This window comes from Kitasatospora sp. NPDC059146, from assembly GCF_042786665.1.
Taxonomy (GTDB): domain Bacteria; phylum Actinomycetota; class Actinomycetes; order Streptomycetales; family Streptomycetaceae; genus Kitasatospora.
Genome location: NZ_JBHZCY010000019.1, coordinates 58,198 through 78,765, shown reverse-complemented (window position 1 = coordinate 78,765; position 20,568 = coordinate 58,198). Strand labels below are relative to the sequence as shown.

12 protein-coding genes and 1 other RNA gene are annotated in these 20,568 nt (G+C 72.7%); 11 read left to right on the top strand and 2 right to left on the bottom strand.

Translation table 11 applies throughout. The annotated features are described in order from the left end of the window. Window position 1: 1 nt before the first annotated feature. The 3 genes from pruA (at window position 2) to ACFXPX_RS11560 (ending at window position 7,837) form a co-directional block, all read left to right on the top strand. Window positions 2-1,627, top strand: coding sequence for an L-glutamate gamma-semialdehyde dehydrogenase (gene pruA / locus ACFXPX_RS11570; protein ID WP_380640806.1), 1,626 nt, complete (start codon window positions 2-4; stop codon window positions 1,625-1,627). A gap of 286 nt (window positions 1,628-1,913) precedes the next feature. Then, a complete protein-coding gene (locus ACFXPX_RS11565) occupies window positions 1,914-6,860 on the top strand; it encodes an NAD-glutamate dehydrogenase (protein WP_375882975.1) in 4,947 nt (1,648 codons plus the stop codon). 146 nt (window positions 6,861-7,006) lie between these two features. Then, window positions 7,007-7,837 (top strand): hypothetical protein, encoded by an 831-nt coding sequence (locus ACFXPX_RS11560; RefSeq protein WP_380589516.1) that lies wholly within the window; start codon window positions 7,007-7,009, stop codon window positions 7,835-7,837. Window positions 7,838-8,015: 178 nt separating this feature from the next. On the opposite strand, the gene ACFXPX_RS11555 is transcribed toward ACFXPX_RS11560, so the two are convergent. Then, window positions 8,016-10,931 (bottom strand): FtsK/SpoIIIE domain-containing protein, encoded by a 2,916-nt coding sequence (locus tag ACFXPX_RS11555; protein WP_380589513.1) that lies wholly within the window; start codon window positions 10,929-10,931, stop codon window positions 8,016-8,018. Window positions 10,932-11,283: 352 nt separating this feature from the next. Here ACFXPX_RS11555 and ACFXPX_RS11550 point away from each other — a divergent pair, with 352 nt between their 5' ends. From ACFXPX_RS11550 to prfB, 3 genes are all read left to right on the top strand, one after another. After that, window positions 11,284-13,191 carry a serine/threonine-protein kinase gene (locus ACFXPX_RS11550; protein WP_380589510.1) on the top strand — a complete coding sequence of 636 codons (1,908 nt, stop codon included), beginning with the start codon at window positions 11,284-11,286 and terminating at the stop codon, window positions 13,189-13,191. Between the two features lie 258 nt (window positions 13,192-13,449). Continuing rightward, entirely contained in the window at window positions 13,450-14,703 is a 1,254-nt protein-coding gene (locus ACFXPX_RS11545; RefSeq protein WP_375882985.1) for a serine/threonine-protein kinase, read from the top strand. Window positions 14,704-14,771: 68 nt separating this feature from the next. Next, on the top strand, window positions 14,772-15,887 hold the full coding sequence (gene prfB / locus ACFXPX_RS11540; protein ID WP_380589507.1) for a peptide chain release factor 2: 1,116 nt from the start codon (window positions 14,772-14,774) through the stop codon (window positions 15,885-15,887). A 147-nt stretch (window positions 15,888-16,034) separates the two neighbouring features. Here prfB and ACFXPX_RS11535 read toward each other — a convergent pair whose 3' ends face one another. Then, window positions 16,035-16,229 (bottom strand): hypothetical protein, encoded by a 195-nt coding sequence (locus ACFXPX_RS11535; protein WP_030059729.1) that lies wholly within the window; start codon window positions 16,227-16,229, stop codon window positions 16,035-16,037. 367 nt (window positions 16,230-16,596) lie between these two features. Between ACFXPX_RS11535 and ftsE the strand changes: the two genes are divergently transcribed. The 5 genes from ftsE (at window position 16,597) to ssrA (ending at window position 20,534) form a co-directional block, all read left to right on the top strand. Then, window positions 16,597-17,286 (top strand): cell division ATP-binding protein FtsE, encoded by a 690-nt coding sequence (gene ftsE, locus ACFXPX_RS11530; RefSeq protein ID WP_030059730.1) that lies wholly within the window; start codon window positions 16,597-16,599, stop codon window positions 17,284-17,286. A gap of 78 nt (window positions 17,287-17,364) precedes the next feature. Then, window positions 17,365-18,276, top strand: a complete 912-nt coding sequence (ftsX, locus tag ACFXPX_RS11525) for a permease-like cell division protein FtsX (protein ID WP_350504738.1) — start codon at window positions 17,365-17,367, stop codon at window positions 18,274-18,276. Window positions 18,277-18,389: 113 nt separating this feature from the next. Continuing rightward, window positions 18,390-19,526 (top strand): S41 family peptidase, encoded by a 1,137-nt coding sequence (locus ACFXPX_RS11520; protein ID WP_375882990.1) that lies wholly within the window; start codon window positions 18,390-18,392, stop codon window positions 19,524-19,526. Between the two features lie 63 nt (window positions 19,527-19,589). Then, window positions 19,590-20,066 carry an SsrA-binding protein SmpB gene (gene smpB / locus ACFXPX_RS11515; RefSeq protein ID WP_350504740.1) on the top strand — a complete coding sequence of 159 codons (477 nt, stop codon included), beginning with the start codon at window positions 19,590-19,592 and terminating at the stop codon, window positions 20,064-20,066. Between the two features lie 86 nt (window positions 20,067-20,152). After that, window positions 20,153-20,534: a transfer-messenger RNA gene (gene ssrA / locus ACFXPX_RS11510) on the top strand. Window positions 20,535-20,568 lie beyond the last annotated feature (34 nt).

Below are 20,568 nucleotides of genomic sequence, written 5' to 3'. Positions count from 1 at the left end.
CATCGACGCAGTCACCGAGGTGCCGACCCCGGTCAACGAGCCGGTGCGGACGTACGCGCCCGGCAGCCCGGAGCGGGACCGGCTGGTCCGGCGGCTGGACGAGCTGGCGGCCGAGCAGGTCCCGCTGCCGATGACCATCGGCGGTGAACAGCGGTTCGGCGGCGGCGAGCGGATCGAGGTCGTCCAGCCGCACCACCACGCCGCCAAGCTGGGCGTGCTCGGCAACGCCACCCGGGAGGACGCCCGGGCGGCGGTGGACGCGGCGCTGGCGGCCGGGCGGCAGTGGCGCTCGCTCTCCTTCGACGACCGGGCCGCGGTCTTCCTGCGGGCCGCCGACCTGCTGGCCGGGCCGTGGCGGGACACGCTCAACGCGGCGACCATGCTCGGCCAGTCCAAGACCGTGCAGCAGGCCGAGATCGACTCCGCCTGCGAGCTGATCGACTTCTGGCGGTTCAACGTCGGGTTCGCCCGGCAGGTCCTGGCGGAGCAGCCGGTCTCCTCCCCGGGGGTGTGGAACCGGGTCGACCACCGCCCGCTGGAAGGTTTCGTCTACGCGGTCACCCCGTTCAACTTCACCGCGATCGCCGGGAACCTGCCCACCGCCCCCGCGCTGATGGGCAACACCGTGGTCTGGAAGCCCGCGCCGACCCAGACCCTGGCCGCGTACCACCTGATGCGGCTGCTGGAGGCGGCCGGCCTGCCGCCCGGGGTGATCAACCTGGTCACCGGCGACGGCCTCCAGGTCTCCCCGGTGGTGCTCGCCGACCCGGCGTTCGCCGGGCTGCACTTCACCGGCTCGACCGCCACCTTCCAGTCGCTCTGGCAGAGCATCGGCGCGAACATCGGCGGCTACCGCACGTACCCGAGGATCGTCGGCGAGACCGGCGGCAAGGACTTCCTGCTGGCCCACCGCTCGGCCGACCCGGACATCCTGCGGACCGCGATGGTCCGCGGCGCCTTCGAGTACCAGGGCCAGAAGTGCTCGGCGCTCTCCCGCGCCTACGTGCCGCGCAGCCTCTGGCTCACGATCAAGGACGACTTCCTGGCCGAGGTGGACGCCCTGACGGTGGGCGACGTCACCGACCTGTCGAACTTCATGGGCGCCCTGATCGACAAGCGCGCCTTCGAGCGGAACCGCACCGCGATCGAGCGGGCGAAGGCCGACCCGACCGTCGAACTGGTGGCCGGCGGCCAGTACGACGACGCGATCGGCTGGTTCGTCCGGCCGACCGTGCTGGTCTCCTCGGACCACCGGGGCGAGATCTTCCGCACCGAGTACTTCGGGCCGATCCTGGCGGTCCACGTCTACGAGGACTCCCGCTGGGACGACGTGCTCCGCCGGGTCGACGCGGGTGCCCCGTACGGCCTCACCGGCGCGGTGATCGCCCAGGACCGGTACGCCATCGCCCAGGCCGTGGAGGAGCTGCGCTTCACCGCCGGGAACTTCTACATCAACGACAAGCCCACCGGCGCCGTGGTCGGCCAGCAGCCCTTCGGCGGCTCCCGGGCCTCCGGGACCAACGACAAGGCGGGCGCCGCGCAGAACCTGCTGCGCTGGACCTCGGCGCGGGCGATCAAGGAGACCTTCGTGCCGCCCACCCGGCACGGTTACCCGCATATGGGCTGAAAGCGAACACGACGCTCCGGTTTGGACATGGTGTCCAGGACGGACCCGACATCCTGTGGGTTTGCGCCTCCCTGTCCCTGTGCACCTTCGATTGATCCGGTTAGGCTGGCTGGCGTCGTCGGGTGGCTTGCAGGACGAACGTGTCGTCCTACCCGCTGGGAGGGCGTTTCATGCGTGCCATGAGCCCCTTTCAGTCGGACGGTGCGGCAGGATTGCGAGCGACCCGTCGGTGTACACCCACACACCACCGAGTCACGCAACGGCGCGCGACAGGAGCCAAGAAGTCATGCAGACCAAGCTGGACGCAGCCAAGGCCGAACTGCTCAAGAAGGCAGCCGCAGCCGCTGAGAACAGCCAGGTGGGGGGAGCGGCGCCGGGGGAGGGTCTGAGCAACGGTGCTCTGACCGCGTACCTGCACCACTACTACCTCCACACCGCGCCCGAGGACCTGGTCGACCTCGACCCGGTCGACGTGTACGGCGCGGCCGCCTCCCACTACCGCCTGGGGCTCAAGCGCCCCCAGGGCACCGCCGAGGTGCGGGTCCACACCCCCTCGGTCGAGGAGAACGGCTGGTCCTGCGGCCACACCGTGGTCGAGGTCGTCACCGACGACATGCCCTTCCTGGTCGACTCGGTCACCAACGAGCTCTCCCGCCAGGACCGCGCGATCCACCTCGTCGTCCACCCCCAGCTGCTCGTCCGCCGTGACATCACCGGCAAGCTGCTGGAGATCCTGGACGTCGACGCCTGCTCCCGCAGCCAGGCCGCCGGCACCGAGTGGCCCGCCGACGCGACCGTCGAGTCGTGGATGCACATCGAGATCGACCGCGAGACCGACCGCGACGATCTGCGCACCATCGAGACCAACCTGCGCCGCGTGCTCGGCGACGTCCGCGAGGTCGTCGAGGACTGGGGCAAGATGCGCGACAGCGCGCTGCGCCTGGCCGACGAGCTGGCCGAGGAGCCCCCGGCCGAGCTGCCCGAGCAGGAGGTCGGCGAGGCCTGGGAGCTGATGCGCTGGCTCGCCGACGACCACTTCACCTTCCTCGGCTACCGCGAGTACGACCTGGTCGAGCACGAGGGCGAGGAGGTCCTCAAGGCCGTCGCCGGGACGGGCCTGGGCATCCTGCGCTCCGACCCGCACAGCCACGACGACCGCCACCACTCGGTCTCCGAGGCCTTCGGCCGGCTCTCCGCCCCGGTCCGCGCCAAGGCCCACGAGAAGAAGCTGCTCGTCCTGACCAAGGCCAACAGCCGCTCCACCGTGCACCGCCCGGCCTACCTCGACTACGTCGGCGTGAAGAAGTTCAACGCCGCCGGCGAGCCCACCGGCGAGCGCCGCTTCCTCGGCCTGTTCTCCTCCGCCGCCTACACCGAGTCGGTCACCCGCATCCCGGTCGTGCGCCGCAAGGTCCAGGAGGTGCTGGACGGCTCCGGCTTCTCCAGCGAGAGCCACGACGGCCGCGACCTGCTCCAGATCATGGAGACCTTCCCGCGCGACGAGATCTTCCAGACCTCGGCCGCCGAGCTGCTCTCCATCGCCACCAGCGTGCTCTACCTCCAGGAGCGCCGTAAGCTGCGGCTCTTCCTGCGCCAGGACGAGTACGGGCGCTACTTCTCCGCCTTCATCTACCTCCCGCGCGACCGCTACACCACGCGCATCCGGCTGCTGCTCACCGACATCCTCAAGGAAGAGCTGAACGGTGCCACCATCGACTACACGGTGTACGCCACCGAGTCGGTGCTGACCCGCCTGCACTTCGTCGTCCGGGTCGCCCCGGGCACCGAGCTGCCCCGGCTCACCGACTCCGACATCGAGCGGATCGAGAACCGCCTGGCCGAGGCCGCCCGGTTCTGGATGGACGGCTTCCACGACCAGCTGCACACCGAGCTGGGCGAGGAGAAGGCCGCCGAGCTCGGCCACAAGTACGCCAACGCGTTCCCCGACGGCTACCGCGCCGACTTCCCGCCGCGCACCGCCGTCTCGGACATCAAGCAGATCGAGGCGCTGCACGGCGAGGGCGACTTCCGCCTCAACCTGTACCAGCCGGTCGGCGCGGGCGACGACGAGCGCCGCTTCAAGATCTACCGGGTCGGCGGCCCGATCTCGCTCAGCGAGGTCCTGCCCGTGCTCCAGCGCCTGGGCGTCGAGGTCCTGGACGAGCACCCGTACGCGCTGCGCCGCTCCGACGGCACCACCGCGTGGGTGTACGACTTCGGCCTCAAGCTGCGCGAGGCCACCGAGCTCACCGACGAGGCCCGCGAGCGCTTCCAGGACACCTTCGCCGCGACCTGGACCGGCAAGGCCGAGAACGACGGCTTCAACGAGCTGGTCCTCACCGCCGGGCTGAACTGGCGCCAGGCGATGGTGCTGCGCGCCTACGCCAAGTACCTGCGCCAGGCGGGCTCCACGTTCTCCCAGGACTACATGGAGGACGCGCTCCGCAACAACACCCACACCACCCGCCTGCTGGTCAACCTCTTCGAGGCCCGGCTCAGCCCCAGCCACCGCTCCGGCGCCCTGGAGCTGACCGAGGGCATCCTGGAGGAGCTGTCCGGCGCGCTCGACGAGGTCGTGTCGCTGGACGAGGACCGCATCCTGCGCTCCTTCCTGCACCTCATCAAGGCCACCCTGCGGACCAACTTCTTCCAGCACGACGGCTCCGGCGCGTGGCACTCCTACGTGTCGATGAAGTTCGACCCGCAGGCCATCCCGGACCTCCCGGCCCCGCGCCCGGCGTTCGAGATCTGGGTGTACTCGCCGCAGGTCGAGGGCGTGCACCTGCGCTTCGGCAAGGTCGCCCGCGGCGGTCTGCGCTGGTCCGACCGGCGCGAGGACTTCCGCACCGAGATCCTCGGCCTGGTCAAGGCCCAGATGGTCAAGAACACCGTCATCGTCCCGGTCGGCGCCAAGGGCGGCTTCGTCGCCAAGCAGCTGCCGGACCCCTCGGTGGACCGCGACGCCTGGCTGGCCGAGGGCGTCTCCTCGTACAAGACCTTCATCTCGGCGCTGCTCGACATCACCGACAACCTGGTGGCCGGCGAGGTCGTCCACCCGGCCGACGTGGTCCGCCACGACGAGGACGACACCTACCTGGTCGTCGCCGCCGACAAGGGCACCGCGACCTTCTCCGACATCGCCAACGGCGTCGCGGAGTCGTACGGCTTCTGGCTGGGCGACGCCTTCGCCTCCGGTGGCTCGGCCGGCTACGACCACAAGGGCATGGGCATCACCGCCCGCGGCGCCTGGGAGTCGGTCAAGCGCAACTTCCGCGAGCTGGGCCACGACACCCAGTCCGAGGACTTCACGGTCGTCGGCATCGGCGACATGTCCGGCGACGTCTTCGGCAACGGCATGCTGCTCAGCGAGCACATCCGGCTGATGGCGGCCTTCGACCACCGCCACATCTTCCTGGACCCGAACCCGGACGCGGCCGTCTCGTACGCCGAGCGCCGCCGCCTGTTCGACCTGCCGCGCAGCTCCTGGGACGACTACGACAAGTCGCTGATCTCGACCGGCGGCGGCGTGTTCCCGCGCAGCGCCAAGTCGATCCAGGTCAGCGCGCAGGTCCGGGCCGCGCTGGGCATCCAGGAGACCCGCCTCACCCCGGCCGAGCTGATGAAGGCCATCCTCCAGGCGCCGGTCGACCTGTTCTGGAACGGCGGCATCGGCACCTACGTCAAGGCCTCCACCGAGACCAACGCCGAGGTCGGGGACAAGGCCAACGACGCCATCCGGGTCAACGGCGAGCAGGTCCGGGCCCGGGTCATCGGCGAGGGCGGCAACCTCGGCTGCACCCAGCTCGGCCGCATCGAGTACGCGGCCACCGGCGGCCCCGAGGCGGCCGGCGGCTGGATCAACACCGACGCCATCGACAACTCGGCCGGTGTGGACACCTCGGACCACGAGGTCAACATCAAGATCCTGCTCAACCAGGTCGTCGCCGAGGGCGACATGACGGTCAAGCAGCGCAACGTCCTGCTCGCCGAGATGACCGACGAGGTCGGCCACCTGGTGCTGCGCAACAACTACGCGCAGAACGTCGTGCTGGCCAACGCCGTCGCCCAGGCGCACAGCATGGTCAACGTCCACGCCCGGATGATCAACCGCTTCGAGGCGGCCGGCCGGCTCGACCGCGGGCTGGAGTTCCTGCCCGTCGAGCGCCAGATCCGCGAGCGCCAGCAGAACGGCCGCGGGCTCTCCCAGCCCGAGATGTCGGTGCTGCTCGCCTACACCAAGATCATCCTGGCCGACGAGCTGCTCGCCACCGACCTGCCGGACGACCCGTACTTCCGCACCGCGCTGCACGAGTACTTCCCGAGCGCGCTGCGCGCGAAGTTCGCCGACGCGATCGACAACCACGCGCTGCGCCGCGAGATCATCACCACGCTGATCGTCAACGACACGATCAACCGCGGTGGCTGCACCTTCGCCTTCCGCCTGAAGGAGGAGACCGGCGCGACCTACGAGGAGATCGCCCGGACGCACACCGCCGCGCGGGCCGTCTTCGGCCTGGAGGAGATCTGGGCCGAGATCGAGGGCCTGGACAACAAGGTCCCGGCCCGGATCCAGACCAAGATGCGGCTGCACTCGCGGCGCCTGGTCGAGCGCGCCACCCGGTGGATGCTCAACAACCGCCGCCAGCCGCTCGACATCGCCGGCACCATCGAGTTCTTCCACGACCGGATCAACCAGGTCTGGGGCTCGCTGCCCAAGCCGCTCCGCGGCGAGGACCTGACCTGGTTCGAGAAGATCCAGGGCGAGCTCGCCGCCGCGGGCGTGCCGGACGCGCTGGCCACCCGGATCGCCGGGCTGTCCTCGGTCTTCCCGACCCTGGACATCACCGAGGTCGCGGACCGCTCCGGCAAGGACGTCGCCGAGGTCGCCGAGCTGTACTACGACCTGGGCGACCGCCTGCAGATCTCGCACCTGCTCGACCGCATCATCGACCTGCCCCGCACCGACCGCTGGTCGTCGATGGCCCGGGCCGCGATCCGCGAGGACCTCTTCGCGGCGCACGCGGCGCTGACCGCCGACATCCTGGCCTGCGGCCCCGAGGGCGCCACCCCCGAGGAGCGCTACACCGCCTGGGCGGACCTCAACTCCACCCTGCTGAACCGCGCCAAGGCCACCCTCGACGACATAAGGGGTTCGGACAACTACGAGCTGTCCAGCCTCTCGGTCGCGATGCGCGTCATCCGCACCCTGCTGCGCACCGGTTCGATGCGCTGACGGACAGCTGCAGGACGGCTGTACGGAAGGGCCCGCGTCTTCGGACGCGGGCCCTTCCGCGTTCCCGCCACCGCCCCGAAAACCGGTTACGGATCGTGGACGCACGTTCGATACGGTGCTCCCGAACGAACTTTGGGGGAATCGACATGGGGAAGAACCGGGGACCGATCCGCGCAGTGGGCGCGGCCGTCTCGGTGGTGCTGCTGGTCGCCGGAGCGGCGGCCTGCGGCAACGACGACAAGAAGGACACGGCGAAGGCCGACTCCACCGCCACGGCCTCGGCGGCGCCGACGTCCAAGGCGCCGGAGGCCTTCTCGGCGGCCGGCTACCGCGGCCTCAAGCCGGGGACGGCGAAGGACGCCGGGCTGGCCACCGGTGCGCTGGAGGCGGCGCCGGTCTCGCTGCTCGACGGCTGCACCGACTTCGTCTACAAGGGCGGCCCGGCACCGGACAAGACCCGGATGGACGCCGAGGCGGCCACCGAGGCCCGCTACAAGGACCTCAATGCCCAGGCGGACGCGGCCCAGGGCAAGGCCCCCGCCCCGGCGGGCACGCTGCCGCCAGGGGCCTCCGCGAAGGATGCCGCCGCGGCCGCCGCCGGTTCGGCCGCCGCGGCCAAGGACTCGGCCGCCACCGCCAAGCTGATGGCCGACGCCACCAAGTCCATCGCGGACATGTGGGTGGCCCGCGAGGCCAAGGACAAGGCCTTCCTGGCCACCGGCCGGGTCTCCTTCGCCGCCACCGGCCTGCGCGAACTGGTCGCCCCGGCCGAGGCCAGGACCGCCGAGGGCATCGGTGCCGGCTCCACCCTGGACGCCCTCCAGCAGGCGTACGGCGCCAAGGGCCTCCAGCTGGCCAAGAGCGGCAAGTACGAGCTGCCGGTCGAGGGACAGCAGGGCTGGAAGTACGAGTTCACCGTGGACGGCGGCAAGGTCGTCGGCATGGCCGTGGCCAACCGCGACATCAAGTGCGTCTGACCGCCTGACCGCGACGGTTCCGGTGCTGGGGCCCGCCTTCGAGATCATCTCGAAGGCGGGCTTCGTGTTCTCCGTGCTCGCATTCCCACAGCGGAGCGAAACGCCTCTTGTTCTCTGCACAGGAAGTCGGTCCGGTCGACTTCCTGCGCAGGTGGCGCCGAAGCCCCGCGTGCGGACCCTAGCGGGAGGCAGCGCGCTGGAGGGCGCTGGCGAGGAGGGCGAGGTCGGTGGGGCCGTTGCCGAGTTCGCGGACCGGGCGGCGGGCGGGCGGTGCGCCCAGCTGGAGGGGGTCTATCGCGACCACGGTGGGGCGCAGGGTGGCGGTGCGCGGGATGCGGCCGCTGATGCGGGCGGTCTGGAAGGCGGTGACGCCGCCGTCCGGGCGGCGCAGGTAGCCGCGGCCGGGGGTGTCCTCGGGGAGGGCGGCCGCGTCGCCGAGGTGGATCAGCAGGTCGGAGTCGGCCGGGTCCTCGGTGCGCAGGGCGATCCGCAGCAGGGCGGCCTCGTCGACCTCGGTGCCGGCGCTCTCCTCGGGGCGGCCGGTGGCGACGGCGAGGTGGATGCCGAGCGGGCCGCCGCGCCGGGCGACGGCGGCGAGCGCGCGGGCCAGCGGGCGGCCGACCGGGGAGGTGGGGGAGAGCAGGGCGTCGTAGTCGTCGACGACGACGACCAGCCGGGCCGGGACGGGGCCCGTGGGGGCGGCGGACGGCCGGGAGTCCTCGGCGCTGCGCGGCTGGATGATCCGCGCCGCGGTGGAGGTGGTGCCGGCGCCGACGGTGGCGGGGACCGGTACGGAGGTCGCGCCGTGGTCGTCCAGCCGCTGCCCGTCCAGGCCGTGTCCGTCCAGGATGTGCCCGTCCAAGATCCGGGCGGCGTGCCAGGAGGCGAAGTCCAGCCCGTCGAACAGCCGCTCCCGCAGGGCGAGTTCGTCCTCCAGCGCCTCGGCGGCGAGGAGTGCGGCGCGCGGGTCGGCGACGGCGTTCACCCGGCCGGTGACGTGCGGCAGCTCGGTGCAGCCGTCCAGTCCGTCCTGGCCGTCGCCGGTGGCCCGGCCCTCGATGAGGGTGACGGCGAGGCGCTCGGGCCGCTCGGAGACGGCGAGCGAGGCGACCAGGGTGCGCAGCAGCTCCGTCTTGCCGGAGCCGCGGGCGCCGCCGATCAGCAGGTGGGGGCCGCCCGGGTCGGGGGAGGGCAGGGTGAGTTCGGGGTCGGCCAGGTCGAGGGTGCACAGCTCGTCCCGGGTGGTGCCGAGCAGGGCGGTGGCGGCGCCGATGCCGCCGGCGTGGGCGGCCCAGCGGGCGGAGAGCTTGGCCGGGGTGACGGTGTCGAGCTGGAGCAGGTCGAGCAGCCGCAGCGCGTCCGGCAGCGGGCCGCGGGAGACCGGGGCGGCTTCGCGCAGCGGGGCGAGGAGGCGGGCCAGCCGTTCGGCCCAGGCGTCGGAGACGGCGTCCAGCGAGACCTCGTGCAGGGTTTCCCGGCCGCGGGCGACCGGGCGGTCCAGGGAGAGCTGGGTGCCGACCTCGCCGGTGATCAGGGCGGTGGCGCCGAGGCCGCGGGGGAGCAGTTCGGGCTGTTCGGCGAGGCAGACCGGGAAGATGCCGACCGCCGGGCCCTGGCGCAGCAGCAGGTCGAGCGCGTGCCGGGCGGCCTCGGTGGCCGGGCGGCCGTCCACCACGACCACGGTGGCGGGGTGGCCGCCGGGGCCGGTCGGGCCGCTGAGCCGGGCGGTGAGCTCGGTGAGCCGGGCGGTGGCCTGGTCGTCGTCGAAGCCGGTCAGCAGGCGGCAGTCCTGGCCGTCGACGGGGCGCAGGTGGGGCAGCCACAGCGCCCAGGCCCAGGTGTCGACGCGGTCCTCGGGGCTGCGGGCCGGGTCGGCGTCGACCACGACGAGGCTCAGTCCGGTCGGCGGGTGCAGTGCGGCGAGCTGGGCGACGACGGCGCGGGTGAGCGCGTCCAGGCGTTCGCGCGGGCCGCTGAGGCCGAGGCTGCCGGCGGTCTGGAGGTCGAGGGTGACGGGGACGGCGGGCAGCATGGTGCCGGGGGTGGTGCCGGCGCCGCCGGGGCGGTCGGCGGTGCCCAGCCGCAGGGTGAGCGCGTCGGGGTGGCCGGGGCCGCGCTCCCACAGTCGGGGGCCGGGGCCGACGGCGTTGAGCAGCACGGTGGCGAGGTCGGGCCAGCGCTCCCGCTGGGCGGCGGCCTGGCGCAGCCGTACGGCGGTGTGGTGGCGTTCGGCGCTCTCCTGGCCGGGCGGCTCGGCGGCGCGGCCGGGCAGCAGGGCGAGGAGGCCGCGGCCGCGGCCCGGGGCGGGCTCGGGGGCGGTGGGCGGTTCGAGGACGGGCGGCGCGGGCCGGACGGGGCCGGGGGCGGCGAGCTGGAGGTGGCCGTTGCCGTCGGGCAGGGCGGCGCGGGCCGGCTCGCCGAGCGGTTCGAGGACCTGGAGGGTGGACTCGCCGATCCGCAGCAGCGCGCCGTGTTCCAGGGGGACGGCGGCCTCGGGCGGCAGGGGCGGGACGATCCGGCCGTCCAGGGTGGTGCCGTTGGTGGAGCCGAGGTCGCGGACGGTGGCCCGGCCGTCCTCGCCGAGGTGCAGGGCGAGGTGCAGCCGGGAGACGTCCGGGTCGTCGAGCGGGACGTCGGCCTCGCCGGAGCGGCCGATCCGGATCTCCCGGCCGTGCAGCCGGTGCACGCCGCCGGCGTCCGGGCCGCCGACCACGCGAAGTTCGGCCGCGGCGCGGGTGTCGTCGGGGTCGTCGGCGGTGGGGTCGGGCTCGTTGAGGCTGAGCACGGCGCCGTCGAGCAGCGGGGGGTGGCCGAGGAGGGTGTGCTCGTCCACCCGGTGCGCCCCGGCGTACAGGTGCACATGGGTGGCGGCCCGTGGCCCGCGCACGCCGACGGCGCCCGCGAGTGCGCCCGCGATGGCGCCGAGCGCGGTGCCGACGGGTGCGGTGACCAGCACGTCCACGTAGGGGATGGCGGAGCCGGCGGCGGTCGGGCCGCTGCGCGGTCGGAGGACGGTCAGCCGGATCTGCATCTCGCCCGCGGGTCCCTTCTGCTGGTGTGATGCCTGGTACCGCTGCCCGGTGTCGTCGCGCACGCGCGGGGCGATCGCGGCGACCCTTGGGCCACACGAGTGGCGAGTGTCCATCCTGCCATCCGGCGCGGACGGTCCGCGCACCGTACCGGATTTGACGATCTTGCGATCATCGCCATGGTGGAGGCGACGGAGGGTCAGGTCAACCGTCGCTCCGCCCGCCCGGCCGAGGGGCCCGGCGGCCGCCTCCGGGTGGTTCCCTAGGGGATGTCCCCCAACCCTGCTCCGACCGCCAGCCGGTCACCTCAAAAACCCGTACGGACACCGTTAGAGTGGCCGCAAACACGGGCCCGGCAGGCTCACCGCACACCGGCGGGGGAGCGCCCCGCGGGCGGCACGGCGAGGAGTGCGACAGGTGCGGCCAGTCGGCAGCAAGTATCTGCTTGAGGAGACCCTGGGGCGGGGTGCCACCGGGACGGTCTGGCGCGGTCTGGTGCGCCAGGACGTCCAGGTGCCGGGCAGCGAGCCCGGGCAGCAGGTGGCCATCAAGGTGCTGCGCGAGGAACTGGCGGCCGACCCGGACGTGGTGATGCGCTTCCTGCGCGAGCGTTCGCTGCTGCTGCGGCTGAGCCACCCGAACATCGTCCGGGTCCGCGACCTGGTCGTCGAGGGCGAGCTGCTGGCGCTGGTGATGGACCTGGTGGAGGGCCCCGACCTGGCCCGCTACCTGCGCGCCAACGGCCCGTTCAGCCCGATCGCCGGCTCCCTGCTGATGGCCCAGGTCGCGGACGCGCTGGCGGCCAGCCACGCGGACGGCATCGTCCACCGCGACCTCAAGCCGGCCAACGTGCTGCTCGCCTCCACCGGGGTGCAGGGCACCGAGCAGATGCACCCGCTGCTCACCGACTTCGGCATCGCCCGGCTGGCCGACTCCCCGGGCGTCACCCGCACCCACGAGTTCGTCGGCACCCCCGCGTACGTCGCGCCGGAGTCCGCCGAGGGCCGCCCGCAGACCTCCGCGGTGGACGTCTACGGCGCCGGGATCATGCTGTACGAGCTGGTCACCGGCCGCCAGCCGTTCCAGGGCGACAGCGCCCTGGCGGTGCTCCAGGCCCACCTGGCGCAGGAGCCGCAGCGGCCCAGCACCATGCCCGAGCCGCTCTGGACGGTGATCGAGCGCTGCCTGCGCAAGGACCCGGCACAGCGGCCGAGCGCCACCGTGCTGGCCCGCGCCCTGCGGGTGGTCGCGGCCGGGGTCGGCGTGCACGCCTCGCCGGCGGCGGTGGACGAGGCCCTGGCGGTCGGCGCCCTGCTGCTGCCGGACCCGCGGCCGACCGCCGTGCCCGGCACCGTGCCGGTGGCCCCCGGCGGGCCCGGACCGTTCGGGGCCGACGACCGCACCCAGGTGCTGCCCCCGCCCCCGGGCGTCCCGCCGTACGACCCGGCCGGGCAGTACGACCCGGCCGCGGCGACCCGGGTGATGGGCACCCAGCCGCCGCCCGCGCCCCCGTACGGCACCCAGGACCGCACCCAGGTGATGCCGCCCACCGCCGTGCCGCCGCCCCCGCCGGTCGCCCCGGCCGGGCCGCCGCCGGAGGAGGCGCCGCACCCCTGGCAGACCCAGCTGAGGGCGGCGCGCGACCGCAACCAGCAGACCCAGGTCGGCTACTTCGGGCCGGAGGACTTCGAGGACCCGCAGGTCGCCCCGCCGCCCTACCAGGCGCACCAGGGGGGCCAGGCCCAGCAGGGCGGCCAGGGCGGTCACGCCGGCCAGGGCGCGCCCGGCTACCAGCCGCAGCCCCCGGCCGGCTACCGCCCGGACCAGCGCCGCCAGGCGCCGCCGCCCGGCTACGCCCAGCGCCCGCCGGTCGCCCCGCCGCCCTACCAGGTCAACCAGGGCGGGCAGGGCGGCCAGGGCGGCGGCCGTCCGCAGCCGCCCGGCGGCTACCGGCAGGCCCCGTCCGGCCAGGGCGGGCCGCAGGGCGGCTACCCGCCGCCGCCCGCGCCCACCCCGGTGCCGCGCCGGGCCGAGCCGCCCGCGCCGCAGCACCGGGAGTCCCGGCCGCCGCGGGAGGAGCCGCGGGAGCCGTCCCGCCGGGAGAGCGCCCCGCCGCGCGAGCGGCGTCCGCGCAGCCGCAACCGGATGTACATCCCGGGGCTGGGCTGTCTCAAGGGCTGCCTGATGGTGCTGCTGGTGCTGGCGGTGGCCGCGCTGGCGCTGTGGAACTTCACGCCGCTGCCGCACTACTGGGACAACGTCGTGGGCTGGTTCGACTCCGCCCGGGACTGGGTGAACAGCGTCATCGGCAGTTCCAACGGCTGACGCGGGCCCGGGCGGCCGACGGGGTGCGGGCCGGGGCGACCGGCCGCCCCGGCGGCTGACCGGGCGTCCGGTCCCGCCCCGGAAGCCATGATTGACGCTTTGTCGACAATTCCCGAGATTTCTCGCCCCCGAGTGCCGCTCCACGGCCCCCAGGCGGCCCGCACGGGGGGTCCGGGCGCGTAGGTTGGTCGCTGTTGTCCCGCCCCACCGAGCGCGCCCGGACCCCCGGAGCGCTCCCGCGCCGCCCACGGAGCAGCATTGGCACGCAAGATCGGCAGCCGGTACACCGTCCACCAGGTGATCGGCCGGGGTTCGGCCGGGACGGTCTGGCTCGGTGAGGGGCCCGACGGCCCGGTGGCGGTCAAGCTGCTGCGCGAGGACCTCGCCGCCGACCAGGTGCTGGTCGGCCGCTTCGTCCAGGAGCGCACCGCGCTGACCAGCCTCGACCACCCCCGGGTGGTCGGCGTGCGCGACATGGTCGTGGACGGCAGCGACCTCGCGCTGGTGATGGAACTCGTCCAGGGCACCGACCTGCGCTCCCGGCTGGAGCGGGACGGCGCCCTCCCGCCGCAGGCCGCCGCCTCGATCATCGCCGACGTCGCCGACGGCCTGGCGGCCGCGCACGCGGCCGGGATCGTCCACCGCGACGTCAAGCCGGAGAACGTCCTGCTCGACCTCGCCGCCGCGCCCGGCCCGGGCGGCGCCCCGCGCGCCAAGCTCACCGACTTCGGGGTGGCCCGCCTGGTCGACGCCCCGCGCCGCACCCGGGCCACCCGGATCATCGGCACCCCCGACTACCTCGCCCCCGAGATCATCGAGGGCCTGGAGCCGCGCGCCGCCGTCGACATCTACGCCCTCGCCACCGTGCTGTACGAGCTGCTGGCCGGCTCCACCCCGTTCGGCGGCGGCCACACCGGCGCGGTGCTGCGCCGGCACGTCACCGAGCAGGTGCCGCCGATCCCCGGCCTGCCGGACGGGCTGTGGCGGGTCATCTCCGAGTGCCTGGCCAAGGCCCCGGCCTCCCGGCTGCGCGCCGCCGAGCTGGCCGCCCGGCTGCGTGAGCAGCTGCCCTCGCTGGCCGGTCTGCCGGTGCTGGCGGTGCCCTCCCAGGGCCGCGCCCCGGCCGAGGAGCAGCTGACCCCGGGCGAGGCGGTCTACGCCGAGGTGGACGCCGGCCCGGGCACCCACAAGCGCCGCCGCGGCCCGGCCGTCCCGCTGGTGCCGGGCGTCGCCCCGGACTCCACCCGGGACACCCACACCAGCCTGCGCCGCCCCTCGGCCGACGAGCTGGCCGCGTACGCCGCCGAGTCCCGCGCCCAGCGCACCGCGCCGGGCCACCGCCGGGACCGCGCGGCGCTGCTGCGCCGACGCCGGCTGCTGGCCGTCCTGCTGGCCACCGTGCTGCTGCTGGCGGGCGCCGCCGCGGCCTGGACGGCCTTCGCGGCCACCGAACCGGGCGGCGGCCACCCGGCCCGCCCGGCCGTGCACGGCACCGCTCCGCGGGCTCCGTAGCCCGCGGGGAACGGCGCTGGAACCGGGGGTGTCGTCATGAGCACCCCCGGAACCATTACGCTGGGGGCGTGGCAGCCGTCGATCCTTCCGAAGAGCTCAAGAACCTCGATACGACCATGGGGTCGATCGAGGCCGTCCTCGACCTGGACAAGATCCGGGCCGACATCGCGGTCCTGGAGGAGGAGGCAGCCGCCCCCACCCTGTGGGACGACGTCGCGAACGCACAGAAGGTGACCAGTCGGCTCTCCTTCCTCCAGGGCGAACTGCGCCGCGTCGAGGGCCTCCGCAGCCGCATCGACGACCTGGGCGTGCTGTTCGAACTCGCCGAGGCCGAGGACGACGCGGACACCCGCACCGAGGCCGAGGCCGAGCTGGTCTCGCTCCAGAAGGCCGTCGAGGAGCTGGAGGTCCGCACCCTCCTCTCCGGTGAGTACGACGCCCGCGAGGCGCTGATCAACATCCGTGCCGAGGCCGGTGGCGTGGACGCCGCCGACTTCGCCGAGCAGCTGATGCGCATGTACCTGCGCTGGGCCGAGCGGCACGGCTACCCGACCGAGGTGTACGACACCTCGTACGCCGAAGAGGCCGGCATCAAGTCCGCGACCTTCACCGTGAAGGCGCCCTACGCGTACGGCACCCTCTCGGTCGAGCAGGGCACCCACCGCCTGGTCCGCATCTCGCCCTTCGACAACCAGGGCCGCCGGCAGACCTCCTTCGCCGGCGTCGAGGTGCTCCCGGTCGTCGAACAGTCCGACCACGTCGACATCGACGAGGGCGAGCTGCGCATCGACGTCTACCGCGCCTCCGGCCCCGGCGGCCAGGGCGTCAACACCACCGACTCGGCGGTGCGCATCACGCACATCCCGACCGGCGTGGTGGTCTCCTGCCAGAACGAGCGCTCGCAGATCCAGAACAAGGCCTCGGCGATGAACGTCCTCCAGGCCAAGCTGCTGGAGCGGCGCCGCCAGGAGGAGCGCGCGGCGATGGACGCGCTCAAGGACAGCGGCAGCTCCTGGGGCAACCAGATGCGCTCCTACGTGCTGCACCCGTACCAGATGGTCAAGGACGTCCGCACCGCGTACGAGGCGGGCAACCCGCAGGCGGTCCTGGACGGCGACATCGACGGCTTCATCGAGGCCGGGATCCGCTGGCGCAAGCAGCGCGAGACCTCGAACGAGGCGTAAGGAGTCCGGCCTCGATGAAAATCAAGCACAGCATCGAGGCCGGGATCCGCTGGCGCAAGCAGCGCGAGACCAGCGCCGAGTAACAGCAGGCACACGCGAAGGGCCCCGACCGCAGCGGTCGGGGCCCTTCGTCGTACCGCAGGTTCGTCAGGCCAGCGCCTGCCGCGCGATCAGCGCCACCGCGAGCAGTCCGGCCAGCAGGGCCAGCAGCATCGCGGGGGAGAGTGCGGCGAACGGCCCCTGCTGCTCCTGCAGCCGGGCCCGGTTGGCGCGGCACACCGGGCAACGCCCGTCGCTGACGCGGCCGTTGCAGTTGGCGCACACCAGATGGTCGCAGGTCATGCGATCTCCTCCTCGCTGCTACAGCAACGCACCGGACGGGGCTTTGGTTCCCTCTTCCTACCTGTACGGGGGAGTCTGCCCTGTACGGGGGAGCGGCCGGACACGGTCGCCACCTCCACTCTGCCAGGTTCTGGCCGTTCCGGCTCCCGGGCTGTGAGATGGCTCGCAATTATCGGGGCACAACCGGACATTCTCCCCCAGATTCCGGAATCCGTCCTGGGCTGTCCCTGCGGGCCCACCGCAGGTTCGCGTATGGTCCCAGACCGGGAGCGGCCCTCCGCGCTCCCATCGCCCGCCCCCGGGCCGGGCCTCCGGGGCGGATCGACCGAGGACTGGCGCCGCCTAGGATGGCCTCCGTGATGCAGCCGTGATCAGATTCGACAACGTCTCCAAGACCTATCCCAAGCAGAACCGTCCCGCCCTGGACAACGTCTCGCTGGAGATCGAGAAGGGCGAGTTCGTCTTCCTGGTCGGCTCGTCCGGCTCGGGAAAGTCCACCTTCCTGCGACTGTGCCTGCGGGAGGAACGTCCCTCCACGGGCGCGGTGCACGTGCTGGGCAAGGACCTCGGCAAGCTGTCCAACTGGAAGGTGCCGCACATGCGCCGCCAGCTGGGCACCGTCTTCCAGGACTTCCGCCTGCTGCCGAACAAGACCGTCGCGCAGAACGTCGCCTTCGCGCTGGAGGTGATCGGCAAGCCCAAGAGCGCCATCAACAAGGTGGTGCCCGAGGTGCTGGAGCTGGTCGGCCTCGGCGGCAAGGAGGACCGGATGCCCGGCGAGCTGTCCGGTGGTGAGCAGCAGCGCGTCGCGATCGCCCGTGCCTTCGTGAACCGCCCGATGCTGCTCATCGCGGACGAGCCCACCGGAAACCTGGACCCGCAGAACTCGGTCGGCATCATGAAGCTGCTCGACCGGATCAACCGCACCGGCACCACGGTGCTGATGGCCACCCACGACCAGGCCATCGTCGACCAGATGCGCAAGCGCGTCATCGAGCTCGACAAGGGGCTGCTCGTCCGCGACCAGGCCCGCGGCGTCTACGGATACCAGCACTGACCGACCAGCGCTGACCCGTAGGGCCCGCCGGCCCGGACCGCCAGACCGCGCAGTACCGACCCTGGAGTTGTTTCCCGCATGCGTGCCCAGTTCGTCCTGTCGGAGATCGGTGTGGGTCTCCGACGCAATCTGACCATGACCATCGCGGTCGTGGTCAGCGTCGCGCTCTCCCTCGCCCTCGCCGGTTCCTCGCTCCTGGTCCGCGACCAGGTGAACTCCATGAAGGGGTACTGGTACGACAAGGTCGAGGTGAGCATCTACTTCTGTACCAAGGCGGATGCCCGCAACTCGCCCCAGTGCGACAAGGGTGCGGCCACCGACCAGCAGGTCCAGGACATCAAGGACCAGTTGGACAAGATGAGTTCGGTGGTCCAGTCGTCCACGTACGAGAGCTCCGCGGAGGCGTACAAGCACTGGAAGGACATGAACCCGGACAATCCGCTCATCTCCGTCCTGGGCCCGGACGCCATGCCGCAGTCCTGGCGGGTCAAGCTCAACGACCCGACCAAGTACGACGTCATCCAGAGCGCCTTCGCGGGCAAGCCCGGCGTCAAGTCGGTCGAGGACCAGCGGAAGATCCTGGAGAACCTGTTCGGCCTGCTCAACGGCCTGCAGACGGCGGCGTTCGTGATCATGGTGCTGATGCTGTTCGTCGCGTTGCTGCTGATCGTCAACACCGTCCGGGTGTCGGCGTACAGCAGGCGGCGCGAGACCGGCATCATGCGCCTGGTCGGTGCCTCGAACTTCTACGTCCAGATGCCGTTCATCGCCGAGGCCGCGTTCTCCGCGCTGCTCGGCGCGGCGCTGGCCTCCGGCCTGCTGGTCGGCGGGCACTTCTTCGTCCAGGGCTGGCTCGCCGACCGGGTGCAGTTCATCCACTTCATCGGCCTCGGCTCGGTGCTGGCGGTGATCCCGCTGCTGGTCGTGGTCGGTATGGGCATGGCCGGCATCGCGGCGTTCTTCACGCTGCGCAAGTACCTCAAGGTCTGACCCCCGGAAGTCGCTTCGGCCCCGTACGGCACTGCGCCGTACGGGGCCGTCGCCGTTCCGCGCTCCGCCGTTCCGGCCCGTCGCGCGCGGAGCGGTGTCTACACTCCGTTGCCATGCTGCAAACTCCGCGCAGGGCACGTCAGGTGGCCGCGCTCAGCCTGGTGTTCGGTGCCGTGCTGCTGGGCGGCGCCGCGACCGGCGCCTGGGACGGCCCGGGCGACCCGCCGCGCCGGGCCTCCGCCGACCTCGCCCCGGCCGCCGCCGGGCTCCCGGCGGACCCGGCGGGCGCCGCGCTGTCCGAGCAGCAGGCCGAGCACCTGCTGGCGGCCGGCGGCGACCGCTGGGGCGCGTACTACAGCGCCCAGGAGTACGCCGAGTTCAGCCAGGGCCTGGACGGCCGCTACCCCGGGGTCGGGCTGTCGGTCGGCCGCGGCGAGGACGGCGTCACCTCGGTCTCCCAGGTCACCCCGGCCGGACCGGCCGCCGAGGCCGGGATCGCCCCCGGCGACCGGCTGCTGCGGATCGACCGGGACCAGGCCGACCGGCTGCCGGTCACCGAGGTGGTCGCCCGGCTGCGCGGGCAGGGCGACGAGCGCCGGGCCGGCTCCGAGGTCACCCTGGCCGTCCAGCGCGACGGCGGCGAGGTGCGCGAACTGCGGCTGCGGCGGGTGCTGCTGGACAGCCGGCAGGTCACCGCGGAGCACCTGGACAAGGGCGTGCTGCGGATCACCGTCCGGGGCTTCACCAGCGGCGTGGCCGACCAGGTGCGCGCCGCGCTGCGCGCCCCGCACGCCGGGGTGGTGCTCGACCTGCGCGGCAACTCCGGCGGGCTGCTGGACGAGGCCGTCGGCACCGCCGGGAGCTTCCTGGACGGCGGCGCCGTCGGCTCCTACCAGGAGCGCGGCGAGAAGCGGGAGTTGACCGCCCCACCCGGCGGCGACCGGCGCAGCCCGCTGGTGGTGCTGGTGGACGGCGGCACGATGAGCGCCGCCGAACTGCTCGCCGGGGCCCTCCAGGACCGCAGCCGCGCCGTGGTGGTGGGCTCCCGGACCTTCGGCAAGGGCACCGTCCAGCAGCCCAGCCGGCTCGCCGACGGCGCGGTGCTGGAGCTGACCGTCGGCCGCTACTACACCCCGGCCGGACGCTCCCTGGACGGCACCGGCCTGACCCCGGACGTCCCGGCCGCCGCGGGCGAGGACGCCGACGCGCTCGCCCTGCGCGTCCTGGCCGGGCTCGGCACCCGGTCCTGACCCGGCCGCCCGGCGGTAAAGCGGCTGCCCGATCCGGCGTCGAAGTGCGAGAATGGCCGCGCTATGGCAAAGGAAACCGGACACAAGCTGATCGCGCAGAACAAGAAGGCGCGACACGAGTACACGATCCTCGACACCTACGAGTGCGGCCTCGTGCTCACCGGCACCGAGGTCAAGTCGCTGCGCGAGGGGCGGGCCAACCTGGTCGACGGCTACGCCTACATCCAGAACCGCGAGGCCTGGATCGACAACGTCTTCATCCCCGAGTACACCCAGGGGACGTGGACCAACCACGCGGCCCGGCGCAAGCGCAAGCTGCTGCTGCACAGGATGGAGATCCAGAAGATCGAGACCAAGGTCCGCGACGCGGGCCACACCCTGGTCCCGCTGTCCCTGTACTTCAAGGACGGCCGGGTCAAGCTCGAACTCGCGCTGGCGGTCGGCAAGAAGCTGTACGACAAGCGCCAGACGCTGCGGGAGAAGCAGGACACCCGCGAGACGGCCCGCGCGGTGGCGGCGGCCCGGCGGCGCCAGGGTTAATCCGCTGGACCCTCGCCCGTCGCCTCGCGTACTATGGCGTCAGCAACACGGACGGTCACCGTCCGAGCTGTTTCTCAACAAAACATGGGGATGATCGGTTTCGACAGGGGATGTTGAAACAGGGGAAGCGAGCCGAGGAACGCGGCAATGATCTCGTTAACCACGTGTCGCAAAAAAATAATCGCCAACTCTAAGCGCGATTCCCAGCAGTTCGCTCTCGCTGCCTAATAAGCACCGATAGCGCTTGGGTGTCAGACCGGGGAGTTCCCGACCCGGACCCTGGCATAATCTAGGGAACTCAACCGTCCGCCCGGGCTGCGAGGGTGGATGGGAAATCAAACAGCAGCTGGGCCTGTTGGCGGCTTGTCCGTGTGACCGCCAGGGCCGAGAAAATCACAGCGGACTGCGCTCGGAGAAGCCCTGAATTAACTCCACTGGACCCGGGTTCGATTCCCGGCATCTCCACCACCCCATGTTCACACCGAAGGCCGTCCACCGCTGA